Genomic DNA, 25,352 nt, shown 5'->3' on the forward strand with positions numbered 1-25,352 from the left:
TCATTTCAATGTTGCGACAGTTACACCGTATCCGCCTTCTCCCGCTTCACCGAAACGATATTCTTTTACGCGCGAATGGCGCTTCAATACTTTTTGAACACCTTTCATTAAAGCACCCGTCCCTTTACCATGAATGATCGATACTTGATGTAAATTCGCTAAAAGTGCATCATCAATATATTGTTCTGTTCGTTGAATCGCTTCTTCATAGCGCATCCCTCGTAGGTCGAGTTCCATTTTAGCTGGCGCTCGGTGACGTTGTACCGTCGTGACAGGCTTTTGTTCTTTTTCAGGTTTTACAAATTCTAAACGATCTTCATGTAAGTTCATTTTTAATATACCGATTTGTACGACCCATTGTCCATCTTCTAGCTTATCAACGAGCGTACCTTTTTGACCGTAGTCGAGCGACTTTACTTCATCACCGACTTTTAGCGGACGCATCGTCGTCTTTTTAGGGCCTTCTTTCTTCACTCGTTCTGGTTTTGCTCCTTCTAAACGTTTGCGCATTTCAATCAGTTCGTGTTCTTTAACATCAGCGCGTGCATACAGCCTTAAATCACGCAACTCTTGCATTACTTCTTCCGCTTCTGCTTCCGCTTTCGCGACGATTTTTTCTGCACGATTCGTTGCTTTTTCGACGAGGCGCTCTTCATTTTTGCGAAGTTCTTCTAATTCTCGTTCGAGCTCTTCACGTAGTTGCTCTGCTTCTGCTAGTTGCTTCGCCATGCGCTCCGCATCTTTTTCAGCATCGACACGGCTCTTCTCAAGACTCGCAATCATCGTATTCACTTCGCCACGATCTTCGCCCGTAAATGAGCGCGCTCGGTCGATAATGTGATGTTGTAAACCGAGTCGATCTGAGATTTCGAACGCATTACTGCGCCCTGGCACTCCAATTAATAAACGATATGTTGGACTCAATGTATCAATATCGAACTCGACGCTCGCATTGACAACACCTGGACGATTGTAGCCATACGCTTTCAATTCTGGGTAATGTGTCGTCGCCATGACGCGTGCCCCTGTACCGTGAACTTCGTCTAATATCGCAATCGCAAGCGCTGCCCCTTCTTGTGGATCCGTCCCTGAGCCTAATTCGTCAAAGAGAAGGAGGGAACGTTCGTTAAATTTCTTTAAAATGCTGACGATGTTCACCATATGAGCAGAAAACGTACTTAAACTTTGTTCGATTGACTGCTCGTCTCCAATATCCGCATAGACCGATTCAAAGACCGCCACTTCCGAACCATCAAGTGCAGGAATCGGCAGACCTGATTGTGCCATAAGCGTACACAGTCCGACCGTTTTAAGCGTAACGGTTTTACCACCCGTATTCGGTCCTGTGATGACAATCGTCGTCACATCGTCGCCAAATTCAATCGTATTTGCAACTGCTTCTTCTATAGGAAGTAACGGATGGCGCGCTTTCGTCAATTTCATATATCCTTCATCATTCACTTCAGGCTTCGTACATTTATGTTCCGTTCCGTAACGTGCTTTCGCAAAGACGATATCGAATGTGGCAAGCACGTCAATTAAAGTGAATAGATCGTGCGCTACTTCTTGGACTAGTCCCGACAATGTCATTAAAATTTTATCAATTTCTTCTTTTTCTTTCATCTTTTGCTCACGAATGTCGTTATTCGCTTGCACGACGCTATCTGGCTCGATAAATAAAGTTTGACCCGACGCACTCATATCGTGAATAATGCCACCATAATGCGAGCGGTACTCTGCTTTTACTGGTAAAACGAAGCGATCATTTCGAATCGTCACGATAGAATCCGAAAGCATTTTCGACGCATTTGCACCGCGTGTATAACTTTCTAAACGGCTACGTACGCGCGATTCGGCAGTGCGCAATTTTTGACGAATATTTCGCAACGTGCTCGAAGCGCTATCTAATACTTTTCCATTATCGTCAATCGCACGGTTAATTTCATGTTCTAATTGTGTAACAATCGGCAATTCATCTTTTTTCGCAACGAGTAACGGTATCGTGATTTCCTGTTCGTCGTTAAGTAATTCAATAAATTGACGCATCATGCGACTCGCTCGTATCGTGCTCGCAATTTCCATCAGTTCTTGTGCAGATAGCATCCCACCAATTTGCGCGCGTTTGGCGTGGGGTTTTATATCGAAGATTCCGCCGAGTGGCGCATGGCCTCTCACACGCAAAACAGCGAGCGCTTCATCCGTTTCATTTAACATTTCCTGTACAGCTGTTAATTCCGTAGAAGGCCGAAGCGATTGAATCGCCTCTCTTCCAATCGTCGTCGCACAAAACGTCGCGACTTGTTCGATCACTTTGTCATATTCTAAAGTTTTCAAGACACGTGATTCCATGTCTTACACTTCCTTTCATTTATGAACAATTCGTTCTAAAAATTGCTCTTTCGTCCACGTATTGACGATTTGTTCTCGTTCTATATACGCTTTTTGTGTATGCAATACACCGAGTTCCATATAATCCAATTGATCGATCGCATGCGCATCTGTATTGATCGCAATCCATACACCGAGTTCTTTCGCTAATTTTAAATGTTCTACACTTAAATCTAAACGATACGGACTCGCATTCACTTCTACAATTTTATTATATTGTTTCGCCCACTGCAAAAATTGTGGAATATCGATTGCATAACCATCACGCTTTCCGATGACACGACCTGTCGGATGCGCAATCATATCGACGTGAGGATTTTTCATCGCTTCGTGAAGTCTATCCATAATTTCTTCTTCTTTTTGATTGAAACTAGAGTGAATTGAAGCGATCACAAAATCAAGATTTGCGAGCACTTCATCATCGAAATCGAGAGTGCCATCAGGTAAAATGTCCATCTCCGTTCCACTCAACAATAAAAAATCATCTGTATTCGACGCTGTAATTTCTTTTTGTTGTTCAAATAAACGCTCTGGTGTTAATCCGTTCGCTACTTTTAAATATTGAGAGTGGTCGGTAATGACCGCATGTGTATACCCTTTCGCCTTCAAAGCTTCTCGCATTTCACCGATGGAAAATGCCCCGTCTGACCATGTCGTATGCATATGGAGGTCACTATTAATATGCTCAATCTTCACCATGCGTTCCATTTCATCTAACTTTTCTAATTCTGCCCCATTTTGACGTAAGTTCGGTGGGATGAATGGCAAATCAAAGTGATTAAAAAATTGTTCTTCTGTATCGAACGTTTGCATCGTGCCATCTTCTAAAGTGACACCGTATTCACTAATTTTCTCACCGCGCTCTTTCGCACGTTGACGCATTTTCACATTATGGTCTTTCGAGCCTGTGAAATGGTGAATCGCTGTCGCAAATTGCTCCGCTGTCACGAAACGAATGTCGACATCAACATATTCATCAAAATGAGCAGTAAAAGAAAATTTCGCTTCCCCACTTCCAATAATAGAGTCGATAGGCAATAACTCTTTCATTTGGTCAGTCACAGCTTCTGGTTGTGCTGTCACGACGATGAAATCTAAATCACTACTCTCCTCTTCACGACGACGGTAACTTCCTGTCGCTTCGTACTTTTCGACTTCTTCAATTTGATCGAGTGCAGTCGCTACTTCTTTCACCATTTTTTCGACGAGCCAAAGCGGATGTTTATCGCTGCGCTCATTCAATTGTTCAATCGCTTCGATAAAGTTTTGCTCGGTCTTTTTTCCAAAACCGGGTAATTGACTAATTTCATTCGCTTTCGCTGCCTCGTACAGCGCTTCGATCGATTCAATCCCTAACGCTTCACGAATTTTAGCAATTCGCTTTCCACCGAGTCCAGGAATTTTCAACATATCTAACATCGACTTTGGAACTTGTTGTTCCAGTTCCTTTAAAGTTTCAGACTCCCCTTTTTCAATGAGTTCACGAATGACGGTTCCTGTACTTTTTCCGATTCCTTTCAACTCATAAATATTGTCCATTTCTGCTAAGCTACGACCGTCTAATTCTAAAGTGTTCGCTGCTTTACGGAATGCGGATATTTTAAACGGGTTTTCCCCGAGTAGTTCCATGTGTAATGCAATTTGTTCTAACGTACGAATAATTGTTTTTTTGTCCATTTCCTCACCTCGAAAAAAAGCTCCCCGCTCAATGTGGGAAGCTTAATTTGTCATATACGAAAACCACCAATTTTGCATAATACGCGACAATAATGGCGTATGTTCAAACATCATTCTCATGAAAAATGAGCGATTGACAATCCCTTGTACAAAATCAAGTGGTAATAATGCCATCACTGAAAATATAAAAAATAAAATAAAATACATTTCTAAAAATCCAATACCAGCACTAATAAATCTCGTTTCAAATTTCATCACATATGCGTAACGCATATAATCAAACATTGCGACGACAATAAGTAAAATAATATAACTAACGAAAAATAACGCAACGAATGCTAGAGCATTGTAAAACGTAATATCTAAATCGAGTTGTTCAGAAGCCCATGCTAATTTCTCATGTGCTTGAACATTCGGATAAGGAACCCATAAAACGAAATAAGATGCTAGTTTTTGATAAAGGAAATAAGCGATTAAAATCGCAATCCATAACGCTGAAAAACGAATCGATTGCATAATGAGTCCTCTATGAAACCCTAACACTAAGCCGATTCCTAATAATAAAAGTATTAAAATATCAAACATCTTGGCCTGTCAACCCTTCAATTGTTCCAACTGTTGTTGTAATTGTTTTATTTGCTCTTTCAACTTCACTTGTTCGTTTACACTGTTCACAGCGGTGAGTACAGCGAGCCTCGTGCTATCTAAAGCTGGATTGACTTTGCGTATTTCACGCATTTTGTCATCGACCATCGTCGCGACGAGTCTCATTTGTTCTCGGCTCTCTCTTCCGACAATCGTGTAGGACTGCCCATAAATATCGACTTCGACACGATTTTTCTCTTCATCCGCCACACTCTCAACCCCCTACCGACTGTACATTGAATGTTTATCATACCATGAAATGAATCATTGGATAAGAAAAATGATATACTAATTTTAACATAACGATGAATGAACGTATACGTTTGTTATCGAGAAAAGGATGGGATTTCTTTGAGCAACACGACCCTCGTCATGACGGAACGAGAAATTGAGCAATTAATCGAGCGTTATCAATCAAATAAAATCGAACGCAATGCCCCTGGTGTTCGCTTCTGTTTTAAAGTCGGAACGGTAACCGTAACGATTTACAATTCAAAAAAAGTACTCTTTCAAGGAGGAGGAGCAGCAGAATTCGCTCAACAATTCGGATCTCCGAATGCTCCCTCTACAAAGCGCCCAAGCAAAAAAACGACAGGGACGCATTTACCAGATCATCTCGCTAAACTCTCCGTAATCGGTTCTGATGAGACAGGGACAGGCGATTACTTCGGACCGATCACTGTCACCGCATGCTTCGTTCCCGCTTCCGAAATCGGATGGGTGACGGAATACGGTGTAAAAGATTCAAAGATGTTAACCGATGATTTGATGCGTCAAATGGCACCAGCATTAAAGGAATCACTCATTCATAGTACGCTCGTTTTACCAAACCCAAAATATAATGAATTACAAGCTTCTGGAATGAGTCAAGGCAAAATGAAAGGGATGATGCACAATCAAGCTTTATTGCACGTATTGCGAAAAATGGACGGTGCTTCGTACGATTATATTTTAATCGATCAGTTCGCTGAAGCGAGCACCTACTATCGCTACTTATCAGACGTTCCAACAGTTGTGAACGAGCGTGTACTGTTTGCGACGAAAGCGGAACAAATCCATGTGAGCGTCGCTGCTGCTTCCATTTTAGCTCGTGTCGCTTTTTTAGAAGAGATAGACCGTTTATCAGAAATAGCAGGAGTCACCATTCCAAAAGGAGCGAGCTCAAAAGTAGACCAAATCGCTGCACGCATATGGAAACAACGAGGGGAAGACGTATTGCGCAGTATGACAAAATGGCATTTTGCGAATACATTGAAAGCGAAGAAAAAATTGACATAAAAAAGAACTCCAAAAAGGAGTTCTTTTTTATTAAGCACGCAATGTTGCGTTCGCTTTTTCTGTTAATGCTTTTAAGACTTTATTATGCGCTTGTACGACTTCTTCATCCGTCAATGTACGTGTCGGATCGAAATATGTGAGAGAGAATGCGACTGATTTTTCATCTGCTGCGACATTGTCCCCTTCATAAAGGTCGAAAAGACGTACTTGTTTCAATAATTTCCCGCCTGCTTCATGAATAATTTCTTGAAGTGTTGCCACTGTCGTATCGCGTTTCACAACGAGTGCGATGTCGCGTGAAATGGATGGATAGCGAGATACTTGTTCGTAAACGAGTGCACCTGCTGTTTCATGTAAAATCGCATGTAAGTTCAATTCGAAGACGAATGTATCTTTCAAATCTTGTTCTTTTTGAACTGTCGGATGTACTTGACCGACGAACCCTACGACGACATCGTCGAGTAAAACGTGAGCTGTACGGCCAGGATGCATACCGTCGATTGATGCCGCTTCATAACGAACACGTTGAGCGAGTCCGAGTTCAGCGAACAATCCTTCTACGACACCTTTTGCGACGAAGAAGTCAACTTTTTTCGTTTCTCCTTGCCACATATGGTTGAGCCAGTCACCTGTCATCACTGCTGCGACACGTTCAATTTCTCTCGGAAGTCCATCTTCTTCTTTCCCTAAGTAAACAGAACCTGTCTCATACATGAGCACCGTCTCATTACGACGTGCCACGTTGTACGTTGCGACATCGAGCAAGCTCGGCACTAAACTTTGACGCAATGTGCTATGTTCTTCACTCATCGGCATCATCAATTTCGTCAACGTGTCTTCTTCAATTGCGTAACGTTGTGATTTCGCTTCACTCGTTAATGAATACGTGATTGCTTGATATAAACCAGCACCTTCTAAATAACGACGTACGATGCGACGTTTCGCTTGATAGTTCGTTAATTTTCCTGGTGTTGTTGCCGTCACTGGTAATGTTTTCGGAATGTTATCATAACCGTACATACGCGCAATTTCTTCCACGATGTCTTCTGGAATCGCAAGATCCACTCGACGTGTCGGTGCATCGATGATCATTTTTCCGTTTTCCACTGTTGTCGGAATGTTTAAGCGACCGAGAATCGATAACATTTCCGTCAAACTAATTTTCATGCCGAGACGGTTGTTCACATCGTCTGGCGATAAAATAATACGTTTCGGTGTGCGATCGAGTTCGTCAATGGAAACCGTTCCTTCACACACTTCTCCACCTGCATATTGAGCCATCAATTGAGCCGCACGCTCTCCTGCTAATAAGACGCGGTTCGGATCGACTCCTTTTTCGAAACGTGCACTTGAATCACTGCGTAAACCGAGTCGACGTGACGTGCGACGCACCGTTGCTGGATCGAAGTACGCAGCTTCGATGACGACCGTTGTCGTATCTTCTGTCACTTCTGAGTTGCCTCCACCCATGACACCTGCTAATGCGACTGGCTCTTTACCGTTCGTAATGACGAGGTCTGACGCTGTTAATTCACGTTCTTGTTCGTCTAAAGTCGTCATCTTTTCGCCTTCTTCTGCTAAACGAACGACGATTTCTTTCGAGTTTAATTTATCGTAGTCGAATGCGTGAAGTGGTTGACCAAACTCTAATAACACGAAGTTCGTAATATCCACGACGTTGTTGTGCGGGCGAATACCTGCTGACATTAAAACATTTTGCATCCACATTGGAGACGGACCAATTTTAACATTTTTCACAACTTTCGCCGCGTACAATGGGTTTTGTTCTTTCGCATCAATTTGGACTGAAATATAATCCGATGCTCGTTCTGAAATCGTATCGTATTGCACCGTAGGCATTTGGATTGGTCGATCTAAAATCGCTCCGACTTCAAATGCAACACCGAGCATGCTCAGTGCATCTGAACGGTTCGGTGTTAAATCGAACTCATAGACGACGTCGTCTAATCCGATGTAGTCAAGCGCTGAATCGCCAACTTTCGCATCTTCTGGTAAGACGTAAATGCCTTCTGCGAATTCTTTAGCGACGACTTTCCCTTCTACTCCGAGTTCTTGAAGTGAACAAATCATACCGTGAGAAGCTTCACCGCGCAGTTTCGCTTTTTTAATTTTAAAGTTACCTGGAAGGACAGCTCCTGGTAAAGCTGTAATGACTTTTTGTCCTTTCGCTACGTTCGGCGCTCCACAAATAATTTGTTGAAGCTCTTCTCCTCCGACATTTACTTGACAAATGTTTAATCGGTCGGCTTCTGGATGCTTTTCACATTCCATTACTTCTCCGACGACAACATTTTGCATATTGTGTCCGCGCACGAGTACCGCATCGACTTCAATTCCTGAACGTGTAATGCGCTCGGCAAGTTCAAACACATCTTGATCATCTATTTTGACGTAATCGTTTAACCATTTCGTAGATACTAACATGTTCCGTTCCTCCTTATTGTTCTGTTCGCCCGAATTGTGAGATGAAGCGCATATCGTTCGTGAAGAAATGACGGATGTCTTCCACTCCGTATTTCAACATCGCAATACGCTCTTGACCCATACCGAATGCGAATCCTGTCATCGTTTTCGAATCATACCCTGCCATTTCGAGAACGTTCGGGTGAACCATTCCACCGCCTAAAATTTCAATCCAGCCTGTTTGCTTACATACGTTACAACCGTCTCCGCCACATTTGAAACATGAAATATCCATTTCAACAGAAGGTTCTGTAAACGGGAAGAAGCTTGGACGTAAACGAATTTCACGCTCTTCACCGAACATCTTTTTCGCAAATAGATCGAGCGTTCCTTTTAAATCGCTCATGCGAATATTTTCTCCGACGACGAGTCCTTCGATTTGTGAGAACTGGTGTGAATGTGTCGCGTCATCTGAATCTCGGCGGTACACTTTACCTGGACAAATAATTTTAATTGGTGCGCCTTCTTTTTTCTCCATCGTGCGCGCTTGAACAGGTGATGTATGTGTACGCAATAATGTCTCTTCTGAAATGTAAAATGAGTCTTGCATATCGCGTGCTGGGTGATCTTTCGGTAAGTTCAAAGCTTCGAAGTTGTAAAAGTCACGTTCTACTTCTGGACCTTCCGCAATTTCATACCCCATACTTAAGAAGAAATCTTCAATTTCTTCCGCTACGCGTGTAATCGGGTGATGGTTGCCGACATTGACCGGACGACCTGGTAATGTGACGTCGATCGTTTCTTTTGCTAATTGTTCGTTCAATGCTTGCTCTTCTAAATCTGCTTTTTTACTTTCTAAAAATGTCGTCACTTCTTCACGAATGACATTCACCAATTGCCCCATTTTTGGACGTTCTTCCGCTGGAAGTTTTCCCATCCCTTTTAATAAATCGGTAATTGGACCTTTTTTCCCGAGATACTTCACTCGAATGTCATTTAATTCTTTCGTGTCGAGCGCTTCTTTAATTTTCAATAACGCTTCTTCTTTTAATTGCTGTAATTTTGTTTCCATGCTCTTGCTCCTTTCAATTATGTAAAAAATAAAAAGTCCTCGCCCCTATAAATATAGGGACGAGGACGAGTTCGCGGTACCACCCTGAATTACTGCTTTAATAAGCAGTCACTTCATTGTAACGATTAACGGCTCGGAACCGGCTCACCTTTACACATTTGTGGTCCTGGCGGCTGCTCGTAGGGTGAACTTCGGCTAAGTCTTCATATTCGCACTTCCAGTCTATGATGCGAACTCCCTCACAATGAAGAACGTAACGTACTCTTCCTACTCATAACGCATTTATTATTTCATTCGTTTCTAGTATATCAACTCTAGTATATCAACTTTTTTCACTTATGCAAAGTGAAATAGCAATATTCCTGTCGCAATGCCGACATTCAATGACTCAGCACGGCCAGGCATCGGGATGTAAATGACTTCGTCAGACATTTCTAACAGATGTGTGGCAACGCCGCTTCCTTCATTTCCAACGATGATGGCAAATGACTCCGTCTCGACCTCTCGGTAATTGATCGCTTGCTCCGTCCAACCTGTTGCAAGTACTGGAATACGGCGCGCTTGCAATTGTTCCACCGCTTCTTGCAAATCCATTTGAATGATCGGTACGTGGAAATGCGAGCCTTGTGCTGCACGCAATGTTTTTGAATTGTACGCATCCGCACTTCCCTTCCCTAAAATAATGCCGTCGACCCCTGCAGCGTCCGCTGTGCGAATCATCGTACCGACATTACCTGGATCTTGCACCGCGTCGATGAGTAAAAAGCGTTTGCCTTGTACTTGGTCTAAGCTTGATTCTTTCTTTTTACAATGCGCGAAAATCATTTGACTCGTTTCCGTCTCAGCGAGTAGTTTTGCAATTTCTTCTGTAATTAAAATCGTTTCGACATCATTTAATGAAAAAGGTGTAATGACATCTTCTGTCATCATTACTTGAATCGCTAATCCTTCTTTCATCGCTTCTTCTACGAGATGAAACCCTTCGACGATAAACTGTCCCGTCTGTTCACGCTCTTTCTTTTTATCGATTAATTTTCGCCACTGTTTGACGAGATTATTTTGACTCGATGTAATTTCTTTCATACCGATTTCCTTTCTATCATTGAGCTTCTTTTATTGTAACGTGTTTCGATAAAAAAAGAACGTTTTCTGTACAAAAAAGCACCTTTTTCAAAATAGCGTTACGCCTTTTGAAAAAGGTGCTTCATCATTTATTGCATCACTGCTGCAAGTACTGCTTTTTGAGCGTGAAGTCTATTTCCAGCTTGTTGGAAAATGTGCGAGTTCGGTCCATCGATAACCGATGTCGTCACTTCTTCTTCACGGTGAGCCGGAAGACAATGTAAAAACATGTAATCGTCTTTCGCATGTGAGACGAGTGCATCGTTAATTTGATAATCTTTAAAATCTTTCAAACGTTGCTCAGCTTCCTCTTCTTGCCCCATACTCGTCCAAACATCTGCATAAATCGCATCCGCATCCGTTGCCGCTGCAATCGGATCGTTCGTCACTGTGAATGAACCACCATTTTGTTCCGCAATTGCTTGCACTTTCGGAATGAGGTCTTCTGCGAATTCATATCCTTTTGGTGAAGCGACAACGCCATGCAATCCAAGATGAGCAGCTGCGATCATCAATGAGTGCGCCACATTATTACCGTCTCCGATATATGCAATTTTCAATCCTTTAATATTTCCTTTAATTTCAATCATCGTCAACATGTCCGCAAGCGCTTGACATGGGTGGAAAATATCCGTTAACCCGTTGATGACCGGTATAGAAGAATGTTCTGCTAATTCTTTCACCATTTCATGTGAGTTGGCACGAATCATAATGCCGTCCAAATATTCGCTCATTACATTCCCCGTATCATATACTGATTCTCCACGGCCAATTTGCAAATCACGCGCATTCATAAACATACCGTATCCACCGAGTTGTTGCATTCCGACTTCAAATGAAATACGCGTACGCGTCGAATGCTTCTCAAAAATCATACCGAGCGTCTTTCCTTTTAAAATATCTACTTTTTCACCTGCGTGTAATTTCGCTTTCAAATCAACTGCATACTGTAATAAAAATTCAATTTCTTCACTCGTATAATCCAATAATGAAAGCATATCTCTATTTTTAAGTTGTTGTAACATTTGTTGTTCGTTCGTCAATGTCGTCAGCCCCGTTTCTTTTCAAACTGTATAAAAGGAGTATACAATTGTATAAATATAAAGTCAACTGTATTTTTATTTTAAAATTAAAAGATTTTATATGTTTTTATACAATCGTATTCATTTTTCTGAATTGATTGACGTTCTACCCCTAAAAAAGCGACCTTCCTCTGATGAGAAAAATCGCTATCGATTAACTTAATTTAATTTGAGCTACTGTATCTGCGTCTAGTTTTTTAATGACTGCGACGAGTAAGTCGACCGCATTTTCATAGTCTTTACGGTGAAGCATCGCCGCGTTTGAATGGATGTAACGCGTCGCGATTGTGATCGCTAATGACGGTACTCCTTCATTTGACACGTGAATTGAACCAGCGTCTGTTCCGCCTCCTGCAATCGCATCGAATTGATATGGAATATCGTTTTCTTCCGCTGTTTCGACGACGAGATTGCGTAAACCACGATGAGAGACCATAGAAGCGTCATATAAAATAATTTGTGGGCCTTCTCCCATTTTGCTCGTTGCGTCATTTGGTGAAATTCCAGGTGTGTCCCCCGCGATACCGACGTCTACCGCAAATCCGATATCTGGTTTCACTTGACGTGTCACCGTTTTCGCTCCGCGTAAGCCGACTTCTTCTTGTACCGCTCCCGCACTGAATAAAATGTTCGGGTGATTTTCGTCTTTTAATTTGCGCATCACGTCAATCGCAATCGCAATTCCAATACGGTTATCCCATGCTTTTGCTAATAAATAGTCCGGGTTGTTCATCACCGTAAATTCGAAATACGGCGCAACCATATCTCCTGGTAAAATTCCCCACTCTAACACTTCTTCTTTCGAAGCTGCACCGACATCGATAAACATATCTTTAATGTCTGCCGGCTTATTGCGTGCTGCCGCTGGTAAAATATGTGGTGGTTTTGAACCGATGACACCTGTGATCGTTTTACCTTCACGTGTAATGACTGTTACACGTTGCGCAAGCATCACTTGGCTCCACCATCCGCCAACTGTTTGGAAACGTAAAAATCCTTGGTCGTCGATGCGTGTCACCATGAAGCCAACTTCATCTAAGTGACCCGCAACGAGGATGCGTGGTCCGTCTGCTTGTCCTTCTTTTTTAGCGATGAGTGACCCGAGACCGTCATATGTGATCTCATCCGCGTACGGCTCGATATACGACTTCATCACTTCGCGAACAGCGCGTTCGTTACCTGCAATTCCGTTCGCGTCCGTTAACTCTTTTAACATTTGTAAATCTGCGTCTAATTTCGTCATCCTACATTCTCCTTTAATTCATCATCTTCTCCATTATAATGAATTCTTTCGAGAAACGAAACAATTACAAATATTGTTTACGTAATTGCTCGTTCGTTTTCGGATGAATGTACTTCGGTGCGACGTCGAATGGCGTTTGTGCTCCGACCACTCCCTCTTTTGCGAGACGTGCTGCTGCGCGCGCATAAGCAACGAGAACGCTCGATGTAAATTCCGGATTGGAATCTAATTTTAAAGAAAATTCCATCGTCTGATTCGTTCCTTCTCCTGTTTGTCCACTGCGAATGACAAACCCACCATGTGGCATCGCTTGATGGTCACGTGCGAGCTCTTCTTCTGTAATGAAATGAACAGTCGTGTCATACGGTTCGAAATAGTTCGGCATCGTAACAATCGCTTGCTCTACTTCTTTTGCGTCCGCTCCTTCTTCTAACACGACGTAACATTCACGTACGTGCTTTTCTTTCGTTTCCAGTTCTTCTTTCGAGCCAGAACGTGCTTTTTCCATCGCGACTTCTGATGGAATCGTATATTGAACGCCACCTTTTACACCGTCTACACGACGAACAGCGTCCGAATGCCCTTGACTTAACCCTTTCCCCCAAAAAGTGTTCGTTTTCCCGTCTGGAATGATCGCTTCCATCATGATACGGTTCAATGAGAATAAACCTGGGTCCCATCCTGTTGAAATGATCGCGACTTGTTTTCCTTTTTGAGCTGCTTCGTCTACTTTTGCGAAATGGTCAGGAATGTTCGCATGCGTATCAAAGCTATCGACAACAGCGAAATGCTCCGCAAGTTCCGGCGTTTGTTGCGGTAAATCATCTTTCGAACCTCCACATAAAACGAGGACATCGATCTTTTCTTTAAAATCTAAAATTGTATTTAATGCATATACGTTCGTTTCCGCATATACTGTTTCCACTGTCTCCGGTGCACGTCGTGAAAAAACACCGACAAGTTCTAAATCTTCAGTCTTTTGGATCGCGTATTCGACACCGCGCCCTAAATTTCCATATCCGACAATACCTACTTGAATCATTTTCCATCTCTCCTTTGTGACCATTTGTTTTATTTTAACGTTCTTTTTTATTTTTTGCTAACTTTTCATTTTTGTCCATGTTGAATTCATGTTAGAGTTGTACAATGAAAAGATGATGGACTTTTTGTGAAGGAGTGCCTTATGCGAATTTTTATTTATTTCATTGTGTTTTTCTCATTTTTTGATTTATTTACCCAATTGCCGATTATGACCCCGATGGGACAAGCGTTAGGCGCAACAGGATTTGTCCTCGGACTCGTCGTCGGAATTTACTCGTTTTCTAACTTGTTTGGAAATGTGATCAGTGGATTTTTAACCGACAAATACGGACCGTTTTACGTTCTCGTCGCCGGTTTATTAAGTTCTGCCGTCGCGCTTTTCTTGTACACGACAGTCGACTATACGATTACATTAATTAGCGTTCGTTTGTTACACGGTTTTACAGAAGGTTTAATCGTTCCCGCTGCATTTACTTTTATCGCTAATCGTAGTGAAGAGAATAAACGGGGGCGAAACGTTGCAATCTCTGGTGCCTTTGTCGGTCTCGCAGCGATTATCGGACCCGCATTCGGAGGCATTGTCTCAAGTATTAAAAGCCCCGCTTATGTAATGGGAATTAACGGAGCGATTATGCTTTTATTAGGGGGCATCGCCTTTATTTTGCTCCGTAAAGAAATTGTGAAAAAGAAAGAAAAGCCTGTCATTCATGAAGGTGAAGTGAAAGCACTTTTCCAAAACCCTTTCGTACTTCGTTCTTTCGCAGGTGCGTTTTTCCTTATGTTTTCTCAAGGTGTACTCGCACTATTACTACCTTTAAAAGTGAACCAACCGGGAGATTCGACAAATATGAGCGCCTTTTTGTTTAGCACGTTTGGATTCGTCGCTGTTTTGATTTTTTTATTACCGACAAATCGCATTTTTGATCGTGTGCGCCCAATTATTACATTTACAATTGGATTATCTCTTATGGCTGTCAGCATGCTTCTTCTCGGCTTATTTGAAGAAACGTGGATTTTATACAGCACGATGGCGATTTACGGTACGGGATTTGCCCTTTTATTCCCATCGATTAATTCCTTACTTATCGACAGCACAGGGGAACAGGTTCGGGGAAAAGCGTACGGATATTTTTACGGATTTTTCTCAATTGGCGTATTCGTCGGCTCTAGCATCATTGGAGCATTAAATGTTTCCATCAACACTGGATTCATCATTACGAGTATTATTTTATTCATCGTTTCCGGTTATGTCGGATCCAAAATGAAACGAGGATTTGACAACTCGTCTTTCTTATATTAAAGTAATGACCTGAATAACATATCCCTATCAGTAGGAGAGGTTCATAGCGACCCTCTATAAAAAACTATGGAATACGCATTTTCACGCGCTACTTCTATAGTAGCGCGTTTTTTGTGTTTTCCTTCAGGGACAATTTAAGGAGGAATGCAATATGGCAGGAAGAACAGATTGCCAAATGCCGGATGTCACTTTACTCGGAAGTGAAAATACGGACTATTTATTTGAATATTCACCGAGTGTATTAGAAGCGATTGATAATTTGCATACGGAGCGAGATTACTTCGTGAAGTTTAATTGTCCAGAGTTCACATCGCTTTGCCCGAAGACGAATCAACCGGATTTTGCGACATTGTATTTAAGTTTTATTCCGGATAAAAAATTAGTCGAAAGTAAGTCATTGAAGCTCTATTTATTTAGTTTCCGTAATCACGGAGATTTCCACGAAGACGTCATTAACATTATCGTCAATGATTTAATTGAATTGTTAGACCCACGCTACATTGAATTGTGGGGTAAGTTTACACCACGTGGCGGCTTATCGATCGATCCGTACGTAAACTACGGAAAACCAGGTACAAAATATGAAAAAATGGCGGAACAACGATTGCTCTATCACGATTTACACCCTGAGCCAATCGACAACCGATAAATCGAGTTATGTTACAATATTTAACTGGAATTTTTGTCGGGCTCTTACTGTTATCAAATGTCATCGCCGTCAAATTAATTGCGATTGGCGATTGGGTCGTCTTACCAGCAGCGGTCATCATTTACGTCTTTACGTATCCAATTTTAGATGTCATTACAGAAACATACGGAAAGAAATATGCACGGCGCACCGTATTTGCTGGGCTCATCGCTCAAGTGTTCGCGCTCGGATTCATTTGGATTGCAATACGTTTTCCGGCCGCTCCATTTTATGAAAATCAACAAGCATTTGAGCTTATTTTTGCTGGAAGCTTTCGTGTCACATTAGCGAGTTTAATCGCTTATGCAGTCAGTCAAAATATCGATGTCATCATTTTTGACCGCTTGAAAAAACGCCACGGTACTAAAAAGCTATGGTTACGCAACAACGCGTCAACGATGGTGAGTCAATTTGCGGATACGGCCATTTTTATTTTAATCGCATTTACAGGAACGATGCCGATACAAGCATTGCTCATCATGATCGCATCGCAATACATTTTCAAATTTATCGTCGCTATTTTAGATACACCGATTGTGTATGGACTCGTGTACGTCGTACGCAATATTCGTAAAAAAGAAGACGAACGAGACATCGCGATGTACAATGCTTAAATATCAACATGAAAACACCCGAAAATTGAGTGATTCACTCTTTTTTCGGGTGTTTCATTAACTTTTACATGCCACCAAGTTCTCTCCGTACTTGAACGGCAAAAACAATTTCTTCACGTTCTTTTTTATCGGTCGAAACGTCATGCATACGCAATAAAGCGCTCGTTTCATAAGAAGCGTACTTTTCAATGATGCGCAGTTCCGCTTCATCTCGTTCACGAATGCGTCGATCGACAGAATCATCCCATTTTTGCTTCATCTTTTTCCACCAACTCGTCAACGAACTCGCTCCTTTTCCTCTTCTTCGATATAGTGACAAATGCATTGTAAAAATTCTGCACCGTATTTTTCAAGTTTCACTTGCCCGACCCCACTTACTTGAAGTAATTCATCATCCGTTTTCGGGCGTAAATGGACCATTTCTTTTAATGTTTTGTCTGAGAAAACAACAAATGGAGGTACCTCTTCACGATCTGCAATCGTCCGGCGCAATACGCGTAACTGTTCAAACAATTCGTCTGTTTCAACAATTTGTTCGACACGTTTCGTCTCTTTTTTCAAAATTTGTTGTTCGCCTGTCAGCACAGTCCGCCCTATTTCCGTCACGTATAAAATTGGAAATTGACCGTTTTCAACGCCGATACAACCTTCCGCAATTAAAAATTCAATGAAGGCCGTCACTTCTTTGATCGAATGACCTTTTAATAAACCGTACGTCGACAGTTTTTCAAATTGAAATTCGAGCACTTTTCGATTGCGTGAACCGGTTAATACTTGTGCGACGAGCGTCTTTCCGAAGCGCTGCCCCATCCGCACGATACAACTTAATACTTTTTGAGCTTCCACTGTGACATCGATCCGTTCGCGCGTATCTGTACAATTGTAACAACGTCCACACGAATCGGCTTCTTCTTCTCCGAAATACGTTAAAATATACGACTGAAAACATTGCTCCGTATGACAATAATCGATCATTTGTTGTAATTTCTCAAGCTCCATCGGCATCCGTTCCGTATCGGTACCTTGCTCGATAATGAAGCGTTGCGTCATCACATCTTGAGATGAAAACAATAATAAACATTCACTCGGAAGACCGTCACGTCCTGCACGACCCGCTTCTTGGTAGTAACTTTCCATACTCGCAGGCATTTGATAATGAATGACGTAGCGAATATTCGATTTATCGATTCCCATACCGAATGCATTCGTCGCCACCATCACTGCTACTTCATCATTTAAAAATTGCTCCTGCGCTCGTTCACGCTCTTCGTCCGTCATGCCCCCATGATATTTCGCTACGTCGATGTGCGCACGATCTAACATCGCTGTTAAAGCGTCTGCTGCTTTTCGAGTCGCTGTATAAATAATACCCGCTTCCGTCACGTTTTTTTGAACGTAACTTTTCACATACGTGTCGCGCGCTACTCCTTTGACGACACCGAATGTTAAATTGTCTCGCGCAAACCCTGTCAATGTTAATTGCTGTTCAGGTACGTCGAGTGCGCGACTAATATCCGCTCGCACTTCAGGTGTCGCAGTAGCCGTTAACGCAAGCACAGGTGGCCGCGTTTCAAAATGTTCGAAAATCGTATGGATATTGCGATAGCTCGGTCGGAAATCGTGACCCCATTCCGATATACAATGCGCTTCATCAATCGCTATGAAAGAAATCGTCATGCGTTCTAATACACGTAAAAAAGATGCTGACTGCAATCGTTCTGGAGCGATATACAATAAATCATATTCTCCACGCTCCGCTAAATATAAAATATTACGATACTCTTCATCTGCAAGTGTACTATTTATATAGGCTGCTCTTACATCTAATTGATGGAGCGCGTCCACTTGATCTTTCATCAATGAAATTAAAGGGGAAATGACGAGCGTCGTTCCCTCTAAGACGAGAGCTGGCACTTGATAACAGAGAGACTTTCCGCCTCCTGTCGGCATGACACAAATATGTGATTCTCCTTTTAATATTGCTTCAATCACTTTACGCTGTCCTTCTCGAAAAGTGGCAAAACCGAATACTTCTTGCAACACTTGTTGGGCTCTTTCACTCATCTTTTAAAAACTCCTTCCACAACAAAAAAGAAGACGCCCAAACGTCTCCTTTTAGTATACGCAATGTCCGCTCCTTTGTGCAAAGCTTACATTTTTGATATGCGGAATGAGCTGACCATCGCAAGACCCATTACAAGTAATAAAATAATATAAAATTGTACCGACATATAAGGTATAATGAAATAGCTTGTCGCTACAAACACACCCGCAACGGTAATCGGTAATCCGTAAAATGCACCGTCAAATGTTTGCACATTGTAACGAGCAAGACGGATCGCGCCTGCTAAAATATAGAAGATGACCATACCAATACCGAGCCATAACGTATCGACTAATACCGATTGATAAATCAAAAAGGCAGGTGCTACTCCGAATGAAATGAGATCACTCAATGAGTCGAGCTCTTTTCCAAAATCTGATTCTGTATGGAAACGTCTCGCTGCTGCCCCGTCAAAACGGTCACACATCGCTGCAATAATAATAAAAATGACTGCAATTGATGGATGTCCCTTAAATAAGAAAATAAGAGATAAAATACCGAAACTCAAATTAATTAATGTTAAAATATTCGCAAGTTGTTCTTTTAATTTACAATAATAATGGTGACGGATCGAAAACATACGATTCCCCCCTTTCTTAAGGGAGATGATATTTATGAAACAAAAATTATTTCAATCATTTGTTCGACTAACAGGTAACGAAAAGATATCTCATTTTTTGCAAGGATTCACATCCTCCCCCCTTAGCAAACCGCTCATTCGTCCTTTCCAAAAAATATACAGTATTACAGACGCCGAAATGGTACGACCGGTTGCATCATATGAGACATTAAATGAATTCTTTACACGTTCAATCGATATGAATTTACGCCCAATCGATCAACATTCCAATGCAATTGTTTCCCCTGTCGATGCCGATTTAACTGCTGCGGGTCCTTTACATGAAGGTACGCGATTTACGATTAAAGGAAAAACATATTCGATCGATGAGGTATTCGGTTCAAAAAAAATCGCATCTTCTTATGAAAATGGCTACTATTACATTTTTTATTTATCGCCTCAACACTATCACCATTTTCATCATCCTATTGATGGTACGATTAGAAATCGTTATGCATTAGGCTCTACTTCCTATCCTGTCAATCAATTAGGTCTTACTTACGGAGACGAACCTTTCCATACGAACTATCGTCTTATTACTGAATTGGATACAAACTATGGGAATATAGCAATTGTGAAGGTTGGCGCTTTGAATGTCAATAGTGTACAGCTTTATTGTGCAAATGAACATGTAGAAAAAGGAAAAGATTTTGGCCACTTCTCCTTCGGTTCAACCGTCGTCTTATTCCTTTCACATCAACCATCATTCGAATCGACCGTTGATGTCGGAAGTGCAGTACATGTCGGTGAAAAAGTAGGACAATGGCTTTAACTAAATGAGGAATGCATCTTGGAAAATTTAGAACTATTCATATTACACTTCGGTTATTTCGCAGTTTTCACTTTTTTAGCCCTCGGCATTTTTGGGCTGCCGATGCCTGATGAAGTCGTCGTCACCTCTGTCGGCTTCTTCACATCAAATGGTACACTCCACTACTCCATCGCCTTACCGATTACGATTCTCGGTGTTTTCATCGGAACGTTGCTCACCTTTTATATCGGGAAATGGATTGGGAAACCACTTTTAAGAAAAGGCGGGCGTTGGATCGGCATTAAAGATCAATCGATTCAGACGACGGAAGGTTGGATCAAAAAACATGGTCCCATCACCGTTCTTTTCGGTTTTTTCATTCCGGGTATGCGTCACATCATTTGTTACATTTCAGGAATGGGTGGGATGAAAACGAAAACCTATCTCCTTTACGTTTTAATTGGAGCTTCGGTTTCAACGATTATTTATTTAACGCTTGGATACTATATCGGAATACCTTTCTTACATCCAGGAGGTGAAGTGATTGATTGATAGTCATATCCATTTTGATCAATTATCTACTAATATGGTGAAACAATTACTGCAACAGCAGCTCACTTCCCATTTCATCGCTGTTTCAACAGATTGGGAAAGTGCACGTCGAACGTTAAATCTTTCAAAACAACACACTCAAATTATTCCAGCAGTCGGTTGGCATCCTGAACAACCGCTTCCGACATTGAATGAATGCGCCGACTTTTTGCAATGGAGCGAACAAAACATCGCACACTTTCAAGCGATTGGAGAAGTCGGCTTACCTTATTACACACGTCTCGAAAACCCCCTTCTTCCAATCGAACCTTACATGGAATGGCTTGAACAATGGATCATCCTTGCAAAACGCTACGATTTACCACTTAACTTACACATCGTACACGATGATGTGCCGCACGCTCTCGATCTACTCGAAAAACATTCCATCGTAAAAGCCCATTTCCATTGGTTTAAAGGACCAACTAACGCAACAGAACGACTTTTGCAAAATGGGTATTACATTTCCATCACACCTGACATTATGTATAAAGAGCGGACACAACATTTAGTAAAGAAAGTGCCCCTTGATCAAATGATGATTGAATCAGATGCTCCTTACCCTTTAGAAGGACCATTCACAGAACGGGATAATGATGGTACTTTTTTAAACTTAACTGTGAAGAAAATGAGCGAATTACTTCATATACCCGAGGGTGTATTAAAGGAAAAGTTGACACAAACGACAAAAAAACTATACTCACTCACTTTTTAATCTTTTTTCACTTTCTTGAAAAGCATCACATATTGTTCACAACCTCTCTCTATACTTAGCGATAGTTTCGAAAATAAAAGGGAGGCAATATACAATGAAAAAATGGTTATTTTTACTCGTTGCAATGTTCGCTTTAGCAGCGTGTTCAAATGAAGGGGAAGAAAAACCGAAAGAAAATGCACAAGCTGAGGTTGAAGATGTAGATGCAACAGACGAGCATGCTGATCACGTTCACGCTGAACCAGATGAGCATACAGAATGTGCATATTGTAATATGAAAGTATATATGGAAAATGAAGAGATGGGACAATTCTCAGCTCAAGCAACAACTGCTGACGGAGAAGTTTTATTCTTTGACGACGCAGGTTGCCTCGTGAATTTCGAAAATGATAACGAAGATGTGAAATTAACAGAACGTCTCGTACGTGATTTCGATACGAAAGAATGGGTTGCTTTAGAAGATGCGCACATCGCACATGCGGATATCGCAACACCGATGAAATACGGTAACGCATTTTTCAATAACGAAGAAGGTTTCAATAAGTTTTTAGAATCAGCAACAGACGCTAAAAAATCATCAGTCGATGAAATTAAAGAAGTTGCTTTCGCTCGTGCTGCTAAGAAAAAAGAAATGGGCGGCGGACATGACCATGGCGATCACGGAGACCACGATATGGACCACGGTGATCATGACATGGAAGATGAAGACGAACATAAAAACCATTAATCGATACGAAAAGAGAGAAGTTGACAAATGTCGTCAGCTTCTCTCTTTTTTATATTGTTCGAATAAATAATCGTCTAATGAAGAGTACTGCTCAAGTAAAGGAGCGACCGGCTCATCGATAAATAGTTGTCCTTCTCGTAAAAAGACGAGGCGGTCGGCTATTTTTTCAACGATTGGAAGTAAATGCGTCGTAAATAAAATCGTTCGGCCTTTCGCATGCTCTTCCATAATCACCTTTTGCATTTCAGCTACCCAATACGGATCTAATCCGTTCGTCGGCTCGTCTAAAATTAAAATAGGAGCGTCACTTAATAAACTTTGAGCAAATGCGAGTCGTTGATGCATCCCTTTCGAAAAGGTTTTCACTTTTTGAGCTTTCACTTCTTGTAAACCGACGATATCGAGCACTTCCTCTACACGCGATACAGAAGCCCCTTGCATATTCGCCATCATCGTTATATTTTCTTCTGCCGTCAGTTCTGATGGAAAGATTAAATCGTCTGGCATGTACGTAAACTGCCGTTTGTACGTCGCTTCTTCTACTGCATAACCATTTAAATGAATCGTTCCTGTTGTCGGCGCATGAATCGTCGTCAATGCTTTTAATAACGTACTTTTCCCTGCGCCATTACCTCCACATAATGCTACACACTCTCCGGCTGGAATAGTTAGCGATAATGGAGATAACGCTTCTTTTTTTCCATACGTTTTGGAAACTTGTTCAATCGTAATCATAAATGATTTCCTTTCTTCACGAGACGAATCGAGCCGATTAACGGAATGATGATCCAAGCAAGACTTGCGATGATGAAAGCGACAATACCGAATAAAGATGTCGCCCAAATCGTAAAGTCGTACATCGAAGGCCCGAAAAATGTGCCGCTTTCTAACGCTAAAATAGCGCCAACTCTTACAATTTCAACAGGATTGAAAAAGACCGAGACCGTTAATACTGTCACAATTTGAGTCGCTGGCAGTACAAATGTAAGGGCGATAATGAGAAACTCATAAAATAAAACGAAAAATGCCCAACTGAATAAACTAACCCCGATCGCATGCAGTCGACTTTTCACTCGATAACCGACCCATAAACTAAACGATAAAAATAAAGTGATTAGCAATAGAGCGATCAAATAAAAGGCGACGGCTAACCCTAACCGTACGGGCATTAAAAATGATAAAACGAGCAAAGCGATTCCGTACCCGAGCGTCAGCATGACCGCCAGTGGTAAAAATAGTCCGAGCCATTTGCCAATGACGAGCGCTGTCGGCGAAATCGGATACGTGCGATAAAGAAGTAACTGTCCATCTTCCTTCTCTCCCGCTACGAGCATACTTCCGATTAAAATCGTCATAAGTGGCAAAATAAATAAAGAGACGTTTAATAAAGAAGCCATCTGTCTTGTAAATCCATCATATTGTGATGTACTCGTCGCATTCGTCATAAAAATTGAAATGAATGCGAGAGAAACGAATAATAAAGATAAGAGGAGGAGCCAACGACTGCGAAACGCACGTTTCATTTCATAACGTGCGATCATCCAACTTGCGCTCAATGAGCATGTCCTCCGCTATGCGCTTCTGTGAAATGTGCAACTACTTCATCGAATGTCAGTCGTTCTCCTTCACCGTTCTCTTCCATGTAAGCGAGCAATTGTGCTTCTTCTTGGAAAGAAACGACTCCGTACATCATCGGTGTCCAGTAATCTTCATTTAAAATGTATAAAGCATCTTCCGCCGCAATCCATTCATCTTTTTCATTATCTTTCACATACATTTGAAGCGGCTCTTCTTCCGTTTCATTTAAGAAGTCTACCATGCAACCGACATCGTCAAATTTTTCAACCGTACCATCTGGCATGATCGCTTCTGTCGCAAACGGGATTACGGTAATGCTCATATTACAAATATCGCATACATCAATATCGGGATTAATATCGACAGGTTCCGTCGACACTTCTCCAGAACACGCTCCTAATACGAATAACAAACTTAAAAAAAGTAAGCCTACATATTTTTTCATCATTGCTCTCCCTTTCTTCTAACGAGCGGTTGTTCATCCGTCACAACTTGCCCGCGATTAAACATGCGCTCGACAGTATTCCATAAATTAAATGCTGGACTTTCAAAGTAAAACTGCAAATGTGGATGTTTCACCATCCAATCGGTCGTTGTCGAATTCGTTTCGTACGGCAATTGTCCGATACCATTTCCAGTTAGGTCAAATCCTTTATAATCATCCCAATAATTGCGTTCTAATTGAACCGCTTCTCCACTCAATTTCGTCTGTACGATATTCGCAAGCCAGTCATTTTCAGTAATTTGAATCGATTCATTTTTTCCTTTTGAACTGAGACCGACGTAATTTCCCGCAATCGTATTGTCGACGACTTCAATGCCACGCGAGCTTTGAATGTCGATTCCGTTATGATTGTTTGAAATCGTATTGTGTTCAATCCGCATCGATTCCATATCGTAAATTAAAATACCATAACCACGGTACGTTAATTGATGCGTCAGCGCATTATTGATTAATTGAATATCGTTTGAATTCATCGCCATGACACCATTCACATTTTCAGTGAGCGTATTGTGATGTGCGTCTGCATTTGATGAAAACATGAAATGAATGCCGTAGCGAGAATGTTCGACTCGATTATGTTCAATCGCCGTATCGAACGCTTCATCGACATAGACACCATCTTGTACAGCGTCTATTGTATTGTGCGTAACGAGCGCTCGCTTCGTATTCAATAAATGAATCCCATTTCCACGTTTGGAATAATGGACGGGGAAACTTGTAATCTTATTGTTACTTAACGTATGGCCGAAACCACCACGAATAAAAATGCCACGCTGTACATCTTCTAATTGAACGTGATCAACCGATACTTCATTCGCATGTTGCACGAGAATACCGGCATCTTCTAACTGTTGACCGGATTGCCGAATTGTCACATTTTTAATATGGACACGATCCGATTCAATCGTCAGCACATCGCCTTCAAAATTTCCTTGAATGATGACGTCGCCTTCTCCTTCAATCGTTAAAGGATGAGGGATTACAGCAGGCCCGTAATACGTCCCTTCTTGTAACGTAATCGTATCATAAGGTGCTGTCGCATCAATCATCGGCTGAAGTAATGTTTCCGCTGCTGAAGCGGATTCTTCATAAAATAAGACGATAAAAAACGTCATATAGACTAAAATTTTCTTCATAACTCACTTCCCCTTCACACCTTTTTATCACTCGTCGATGAAGTTTTTGTGA

At 41.6% G+C, this 25,352-nt stretch carries 25 protein-coding genes and 1 riboswitch; of the genes, 8 read left to right on the plus strand and 17 right to left on the minus strand.

Translation table 11 applies throughout. The features are described from left to right. The 4 genes from ACFQ0V_RS10865 to zapA are packed head-to-tail and all read right to left on the minus strand — an operon-like array spanning position 1 to position 4,920. A complete protein-coding gene (locus tag ACFQ0V_RS10865; RefSeq protein ID WP_381013328.1) occupies positions 1-2,349 on the minus strand; it encodes an endonuclease MutS2 in 2,349 nt (782 codons plus the stop codon). A 15-nt stretch (positions 2,350-2,364) separates the two neighbouring features. Then, a complete protein-coding gene (polX, locus tag ACFQ0V_RS10870; protein WP_381013331.1) occupies positions 2,365-4,065 on the minus strand; it encodes a DNA polymerase/3'-5' exonuclease PolX in 1,701 nt (566 codons plus the stop codon). A 42-nt stretch (positions 4,066-4,107) separates the two neighbouring features. Further along, positions 4,108-4,650: a CvpA family protein gene (locus ACFQ0V_RS10875; protein WP_381013334.1), complete on the minus strand. Its 543-nt coding sequence runs from the start codon at positions 4,648-4,650 to the stop codon at positions 4,108-4,110. A 9-nt stretch (positions 4,651-4,659) separates the two neighbouring features. After that, on the minus strand, positions 4,660-4,920 hold the full coding sequence (gene zapA / locus ACFQ0V_RS10880; protein ID WP_381013337.1) for a cell division protein ZapA: 261 nt from the start codon (positions 4,918-4,920) through the stop codon (positions 4,660-4,662). 141 nt (positions 4,921-5,061) lie between these two features. On the opposite strand from zapA, the gene rnhC reads away from it, so the two are divergent. Then, positions 5,062-5,988, plus strand: a complete 927-nt coding sequence (rnhC, locus tag ACFQ0V_RS10885) for a ribonuclease HIII (protein WP_381013340.1) — start codon at positions 5,062-5,064, stop codon at positions 5,986-5,988. 30 nt (positions 5,989-6,018) lie between these two features. Here rnhC and pheT read toward each other — a convergent pair whose 3' ends face one another. The 6 genes from pheT to ACFQ0V_RS10915 all read right to left on the minus strand — a co-directional run bounded on the left by pheT (position 6,019) and on the right by ACFQ0V_RS10915 (position 13,973). Beyond that, a complete protein-coding gene (pheT, locus tag ACFQ0V_RS10890) occupies positions 6,019-8,433 on the minus strand; it encodes a phenylalanine--tRNA ligase subunit beta (protein WP_381013343.1) in 2,415 nt (804 codons plus the stop codon). A 13-nt stretch (positions 8,434-8,446) separates the two neighbouring features. Next, the gene (pheS, locus tag ACFQ0V_RS10895) at positions 8,447-9,484 is read right to left on the minus strand and encodes a phenylalanine--tRNA ligase subunit alpha (RefSeq protein WP_381013345.1); all 1,038 of its coding nucleotides are present in this window, start codon (positions 9,482-9,484) and stop codon (positions 8,447-8,449) included. 336 nt (positions 9,485-9,820) lie between these two features. Next, positions 9,821-10,567, minus strand: coding sequence for a TrmH family RNA methyltransferase (locus ACFQ0V_RS10900; protein ID WP_381013348.1), 747 nt, complete (start codon positions 10,565-10,567; stop codon positions 9,821-9,823). Between the two features lie 128 nt (positions 10,568-10,695). Continuing rightward, the gene (gene argF, locus ACFQ0V_RS10905; RefSeq protein ID WP_381013678.1) at positions 10,696-11,631 is read right to left on the minus strand and encodes an ornithine carbamoyltransferase; all 936 of its coding nucleotides are present in this window, start codon (positions 11,629-11,631) and stop codon (positions 10,696-10,698) included. A gap of 211 nt (positions 11,632-11,842) precedes the next feature. Then, on the minus strand, positions 11,843-12,931 hold the full coding sequence (locus ACFQ0V_RS10910) for a M42 family metallopeptidase (protein WP_381013351.1): 1,089 nt from the start codon (positions 12,929-12,931) through the stop codon (positions 11,843-11,845). A gap of 64 nt (positions 12,932-12,995) precedes the next feature. Beyond that, positions 12,996-13,973, minus strand: a complete 978-nt coding sequence (locus ACFQ0V_RS10915; protein WP_381013354.1) for a diaminopimelate dehydrogenase — start codon at positions 13,971-13,973, stop codon at positions 12,996-12,998. Positions 13,974-14,114: 141 nt separating this feature from the next. Between ACFQ0V_RS10915 and ACFQ0V_RS10920 the strand changes: the two genes are divergently transcribed. The 3 genes from ACFQ0V_RS10920 (at position 14,115) to ACFQ0V_RS10930 (ending at position 16,574) form a co-directional block, all read left to right on the plus strand. After that, complete coding sequence (locus ACFQ0V_RS10920; RefSeq protein WP_194563147.1) at positions 14,115-15,272, plus strand: MFS transporter; 1,158 nt, start codon at positions 14,115-14,117, stop codon at positions 15,270-15,272. A gap of 30 nt (positions 15,273-15,302) precedes the next feature. Further along, positions 15,303-15,346: riboswitch (PreQ1 riboswitch) on the plus strand. 77 nt (positions 15,347-15,423) lie between these two features. After that, positions 15,424-15,921: a preQ(1) synthase gene (queF, locus tag ACFQ0V_RS10925; RefSeq protein ID WP_381013357.1), complete on the plus strand. Its 498-nt coding sequence runs from the start codon at positions 15,424-15,426 to the stop codon at positions 15,919-15,921. An 8-nt stretch (positions 15,922-15,929) separates the two neighbouring features. Continuing rightward, positions 15,930-16,574, plus strand: a complete 645-nt coding sequence (locus ACFQ0V_RS10930; protein WP_381013360.1) for a queuosine precursor transporter — start codon at positions 15,930-15,932, stop codon at positions 16,572-16,574. A 64-nt stretch (positions 16,575-16,638) separates the two neighbouring features. Here the strand turns inward: ACFQ0V_RS10930 and ACFQ0V_RS10935 are convergent, their stop codons facing one another. The 3 genes from ACFQ0V_RS10935 to pssA form a co-directional block, all read right to left on the minus strand. Beyond that, a complete protein-coding gene (locus ACFQ0V_RS10935; protein ID WP_381013363.1) occupies positions 16,639-16,854 on the minus strand; it encodes a hypothetical protein in 216 nt (71 codons plus the stop codon). After that, positions 16,851-18,638, minus strand: a complete 1,788-nt coding sequence (gene recQ, locus ACFQ0V_RS10940; protein WP_381013365.1) for a DNA helicase RecQ — start codon at positions 18,636-18,638, stop codon at positions 16,851-16,853. The genes ACFQ0V_RS10935 and recQ overlap by 4 nt, the downstream gene beginning before the upstream one ends. An 86-nt stretch (positions 18,639-18,724) precedes the next feature. After that, positions 18,725-19,258: a CDP-diacylglycerol--serine O-phosphatidyltransferase gene (gene pssA / locus ACFQ0V_RS10945; protein WP_381013366.1), complete on the minus strand. Its 534-nt coding sequence runs from the start codon at positions 19,256-19,258 to the stop codon at positions 18,725-18,727. A gap of 34 nt (positions 19,259-19,292) precedes the next feature. Here pssA and asd point away from each other — a divergent pair, with 34 nt between their 5' ends. The 4 genes from asd (at position 19,293) to ACFQ0V_RS10965 (ending at position 22,081) form a co-directional block, all read left to right on the plus strand. Beyond that, positions 19,293-20,069 carry an archaetidylserine decarboxylase gene (gene asd / locus ACFQ0V_RS10950; RefSeq protein ID WP_381013368.1) on the plus strand — a complete coding sequence of 259 codons (777 nt, stop codon included), beginning with the start codon at positions 19,293-19,295 and terminating at the stop codon, positions 20,067-20,069. 18 nt (positions 20,070-20,087) lie between these two features. After that, positions 20,088-20,600 carry a DedA family protein gene (locus tag ACFQ0V_RS10955; RefSeq protein WP_381013370.1) on the plus strand — a complete coding sequence of 171 codons (513 nt, stop codon included), beginning with the start codon at positions 20,088-20,090 and terminating at the stop codon, positions 20,598-20,600. Continuing rightward, positions 20,593-21,354 carry a TatD family hydrolase gene (locus ACFQ0V_RS10960; protein WP_381013373.1) on the plus strand — a complete coding sequence of 254 codons (762 nt, stop codon included), beginning with the start codon at positions 20,593-20,595 and terminating at the stop codon, positions 21,352-21,354. The genes ACFQ0V_RS10955 and ACFQ0V_RS10960 overlap by 8 nt, the downstream gene beginning before the upstream one ends. 94 nt (positions 21,355-21,448) lie before the next feature. Continuing rightward, on the plus strand, positions 21,449-22,081 hold the full coding sequence (locus tag ACFQ0V_RS10965) for a membrane lipoprotein lipid attachment site-containing protein (protein ID WP_381013375.1): 633 nt from the start codon (positions 21,449-21,451) through the stop codon (positions 22,079-22,081). Between the two features lie 33 nt (positions 22,082-22,114). Here the strand turns inward: ACFQ0V_RS10965 and ACFQ0V_RS10970 are convergent, their stop codons facing one another. Genes ACFQ0V_RS10970 through ACFQ0V_RS10985 form a run of 4 tightly spaced genes read right to left on the minus strand, consistent with a single transcriptional unit; the run spans position 22,115 to position 25,300 of the window. Continuing rightward, positions 22,115-22,816: an ABC transporter ATP-binding protein gene (locus tag ACFQ0V_RS10970; protein ID WP_381013377.1), complete on the minus strand. Its 702-nt coding sequence runs from the start codon at positions 22,814-22,816 to the stop codon at positions 22,115-22,117. Then, positions 22,813-23,637, minus strand: coding sequence for an ABC transporter permease (locus ACFQ0V_RS10975; RefSeq protein ID WP_381013380.1), 825 nt, complete (start codon positions 23,635-23,637; stop codon positions 22,813-22,815). Before ACFQ0V_RS10975 ends, ACFQ0V_RS10970 begins: the two co-directional genes overlap by 4 nt. Then, entirely contained in the window at positions 23,634-24,104 is a 471-nt protein-coding gene (locus ACFQ0V_RS10980) for a nitrous oxide reductase accessory protein NosL (RefSeq protein ID WP_381013382.1), read from the minus strand. The genes ACFQ0V_RS10975 and ACFQ0V_RS10980 overlap by 4 nt, the downstream gene beginning before the upstream one ends. Continuing rightward, positions 24,104-25,300, minus strand: a complete 1,197-nt coding sequence (locus ACFQ0V_RS10985; RefSeq protein ID WP_381013385.1) for a right-handed parallel beta-helix repeat-containing protein — start codon at positions 25,298-25,300, stop codon at positions 24,104-24,106. The genes ACFQ0V_RS10980 and ACFQ0V_RS10985 overlap by 1 nt, the downstream gene beginning before the upstream one ends. Positions 25,301-25,352 lie beyond the last annotated feature (52 nt).

It is taken from the genome of Savagea faecisuis, assembly GCF_042675605.1.
GTDB lineage: Bacteria > Bacillota > Bacilli > Bacillales_A > Planococcaceae > Savagea > Savagea faecisuis.

What these genes read in the sequence shown, in the direction of transcription:
- ACFQ0V_RS10900 (WP_381013348.1), bottom strand. Translation starts at nt 10,567, where the DNA reads ATGAAAGAAATTACATCGAGTCAAAATAATCTCGTCAAACAGTGGCGA.
- ACFQ0V_RS10920 (WP_194563147.1), top strand. Translation starts at nt 14,115, where the DNA reads ATGCGAATTTTTATTTATTTCATTGTGTTTTTCTCATTTTTTGATTTA.
- ACFQ0V_RS10980 (WP_381013382.1), bottom strand. Translation starts at nt 24,104, where the DNA reads ATGAAAAAATATGTAGGCTTACTTTTTTTAAGTTTGTTATTCGTATTA.
- recQ (WP_381013365.1), bottom strand. Translation starts at nt 18,638, where the DNA reads ATGAGTGAAAGAGCCCAACAAGTGTTGCAAGAAGTATTCGGTTTTGCC.
- ACFQ0V_RS10910 (WP_381013351.1), bottom strand. Translation starts at nt 12,931, where the DNA reads ATGACGAAATTAGACGCAGATTTACAAATGTTAAAAGAGTTAACGGAC.
- ACFQ0V_RS10915 (WP_381013354.1), bottom strand. Translation starts at nt 13,973, where the DNA reads ATGATTCAAGTAGGTATTGTCGGATATGGAAATTTAGGGCGCGGTGTC.
- ACFQ0V_RS10875 (WP_381013334.1), bottom strand. Translation starts at nt 4,650, where the DNA reads ATGTTTGATATTTTAATACTTTTATTATTAGGAATCGGCTTAGTGTTA.
- queF (WP_381013357.1), top strand. Translation starts at nt 15,424, where the DNA reads ATGGCAGGAAGAACAGATTGCCAAATGCCGGATGTCACTTTACTCGGA.
- ACFQ0V_RS10970 (WP_381013377.1), bottom strand. Translation starts at nt 22,816, where the DNA reads ATGATTACGATTGAACAAGTTTCCAAAACGTATGGAAAAAAAGAAGCG.
- ACFQ0V_RS10865 (WP_381013328.1), bottom strand. Translation starts at nt 2,349, where the DNA reads ATGGAATCACGTGTCTTGAAAACTTTAGAATATGACAAAGTGATCGAA.
- ACFQ0V_RS10965 (WP_381013375.1), top strand. Translation starts at nt 21,449, where the DNA reads ATGAAAAAATGGTTATTTTTACTCGTTGCAATGTTCGCTTTAGCAGCG.
- pssA (WP_381013366.1), bottom strand. Translation starts at nt 19,258, where the DNA reads ATGTTTTCGATCCGTCACCATTATTATTGTAAATTAAAAGAACAACTT.
- asd (WP_381013368.1), top strand. Translation starts at nt 19,293, where the DNA reads ATGAAACAAAAATTATTTCAATCATTTGTTCGACTAACAGGTAACGAA.
- ACFQ0V_RS10985 (WP_381013385.1), bottom strand. Translation starts at nt 25,300, where the DNA reads ATGAAGAAAATTTTAGTCTATATGACGTTTTTTATCGTCTTATTTTAT.
- pheT (WP_381013343.1), bottom strand. Translation starts at nt 8,433, where the DNA reads ATGTTAGTATCTACGAAATGGTTAAACGATTACGTCAAAATAGATGAT.
- ACFQ0V_RS10930 (WP_381013360.1), top strand. Translation starts at nt 15,930, where the DNA reads ATGTTACAATATTTAACTGGAATTTTTGTCGGGCTCTTACTGTTATCA.
- pheS (WP_381013345.1), bottom strand. Translation starts at nt 9,484, where the DNA reads ATGGAAACAAAATTACAGCAATTAAAAGAAGAAGCGTTATTGAAAATT.
- argF (WP_381013678.1), bottom strand. Translation starts at nt 11,631, where the DNA reads ATGTTACAACAACTTAAAAATAGAGATATGCTTTCATTATTGGATTAT.
- polX (WP_381013331.1), bottom strand. Translation starts at nt 4,065, where the DNA reads ATGGACAAAAAAACAATTATTCGTACGTTAGAACAAATTGCATTACAC.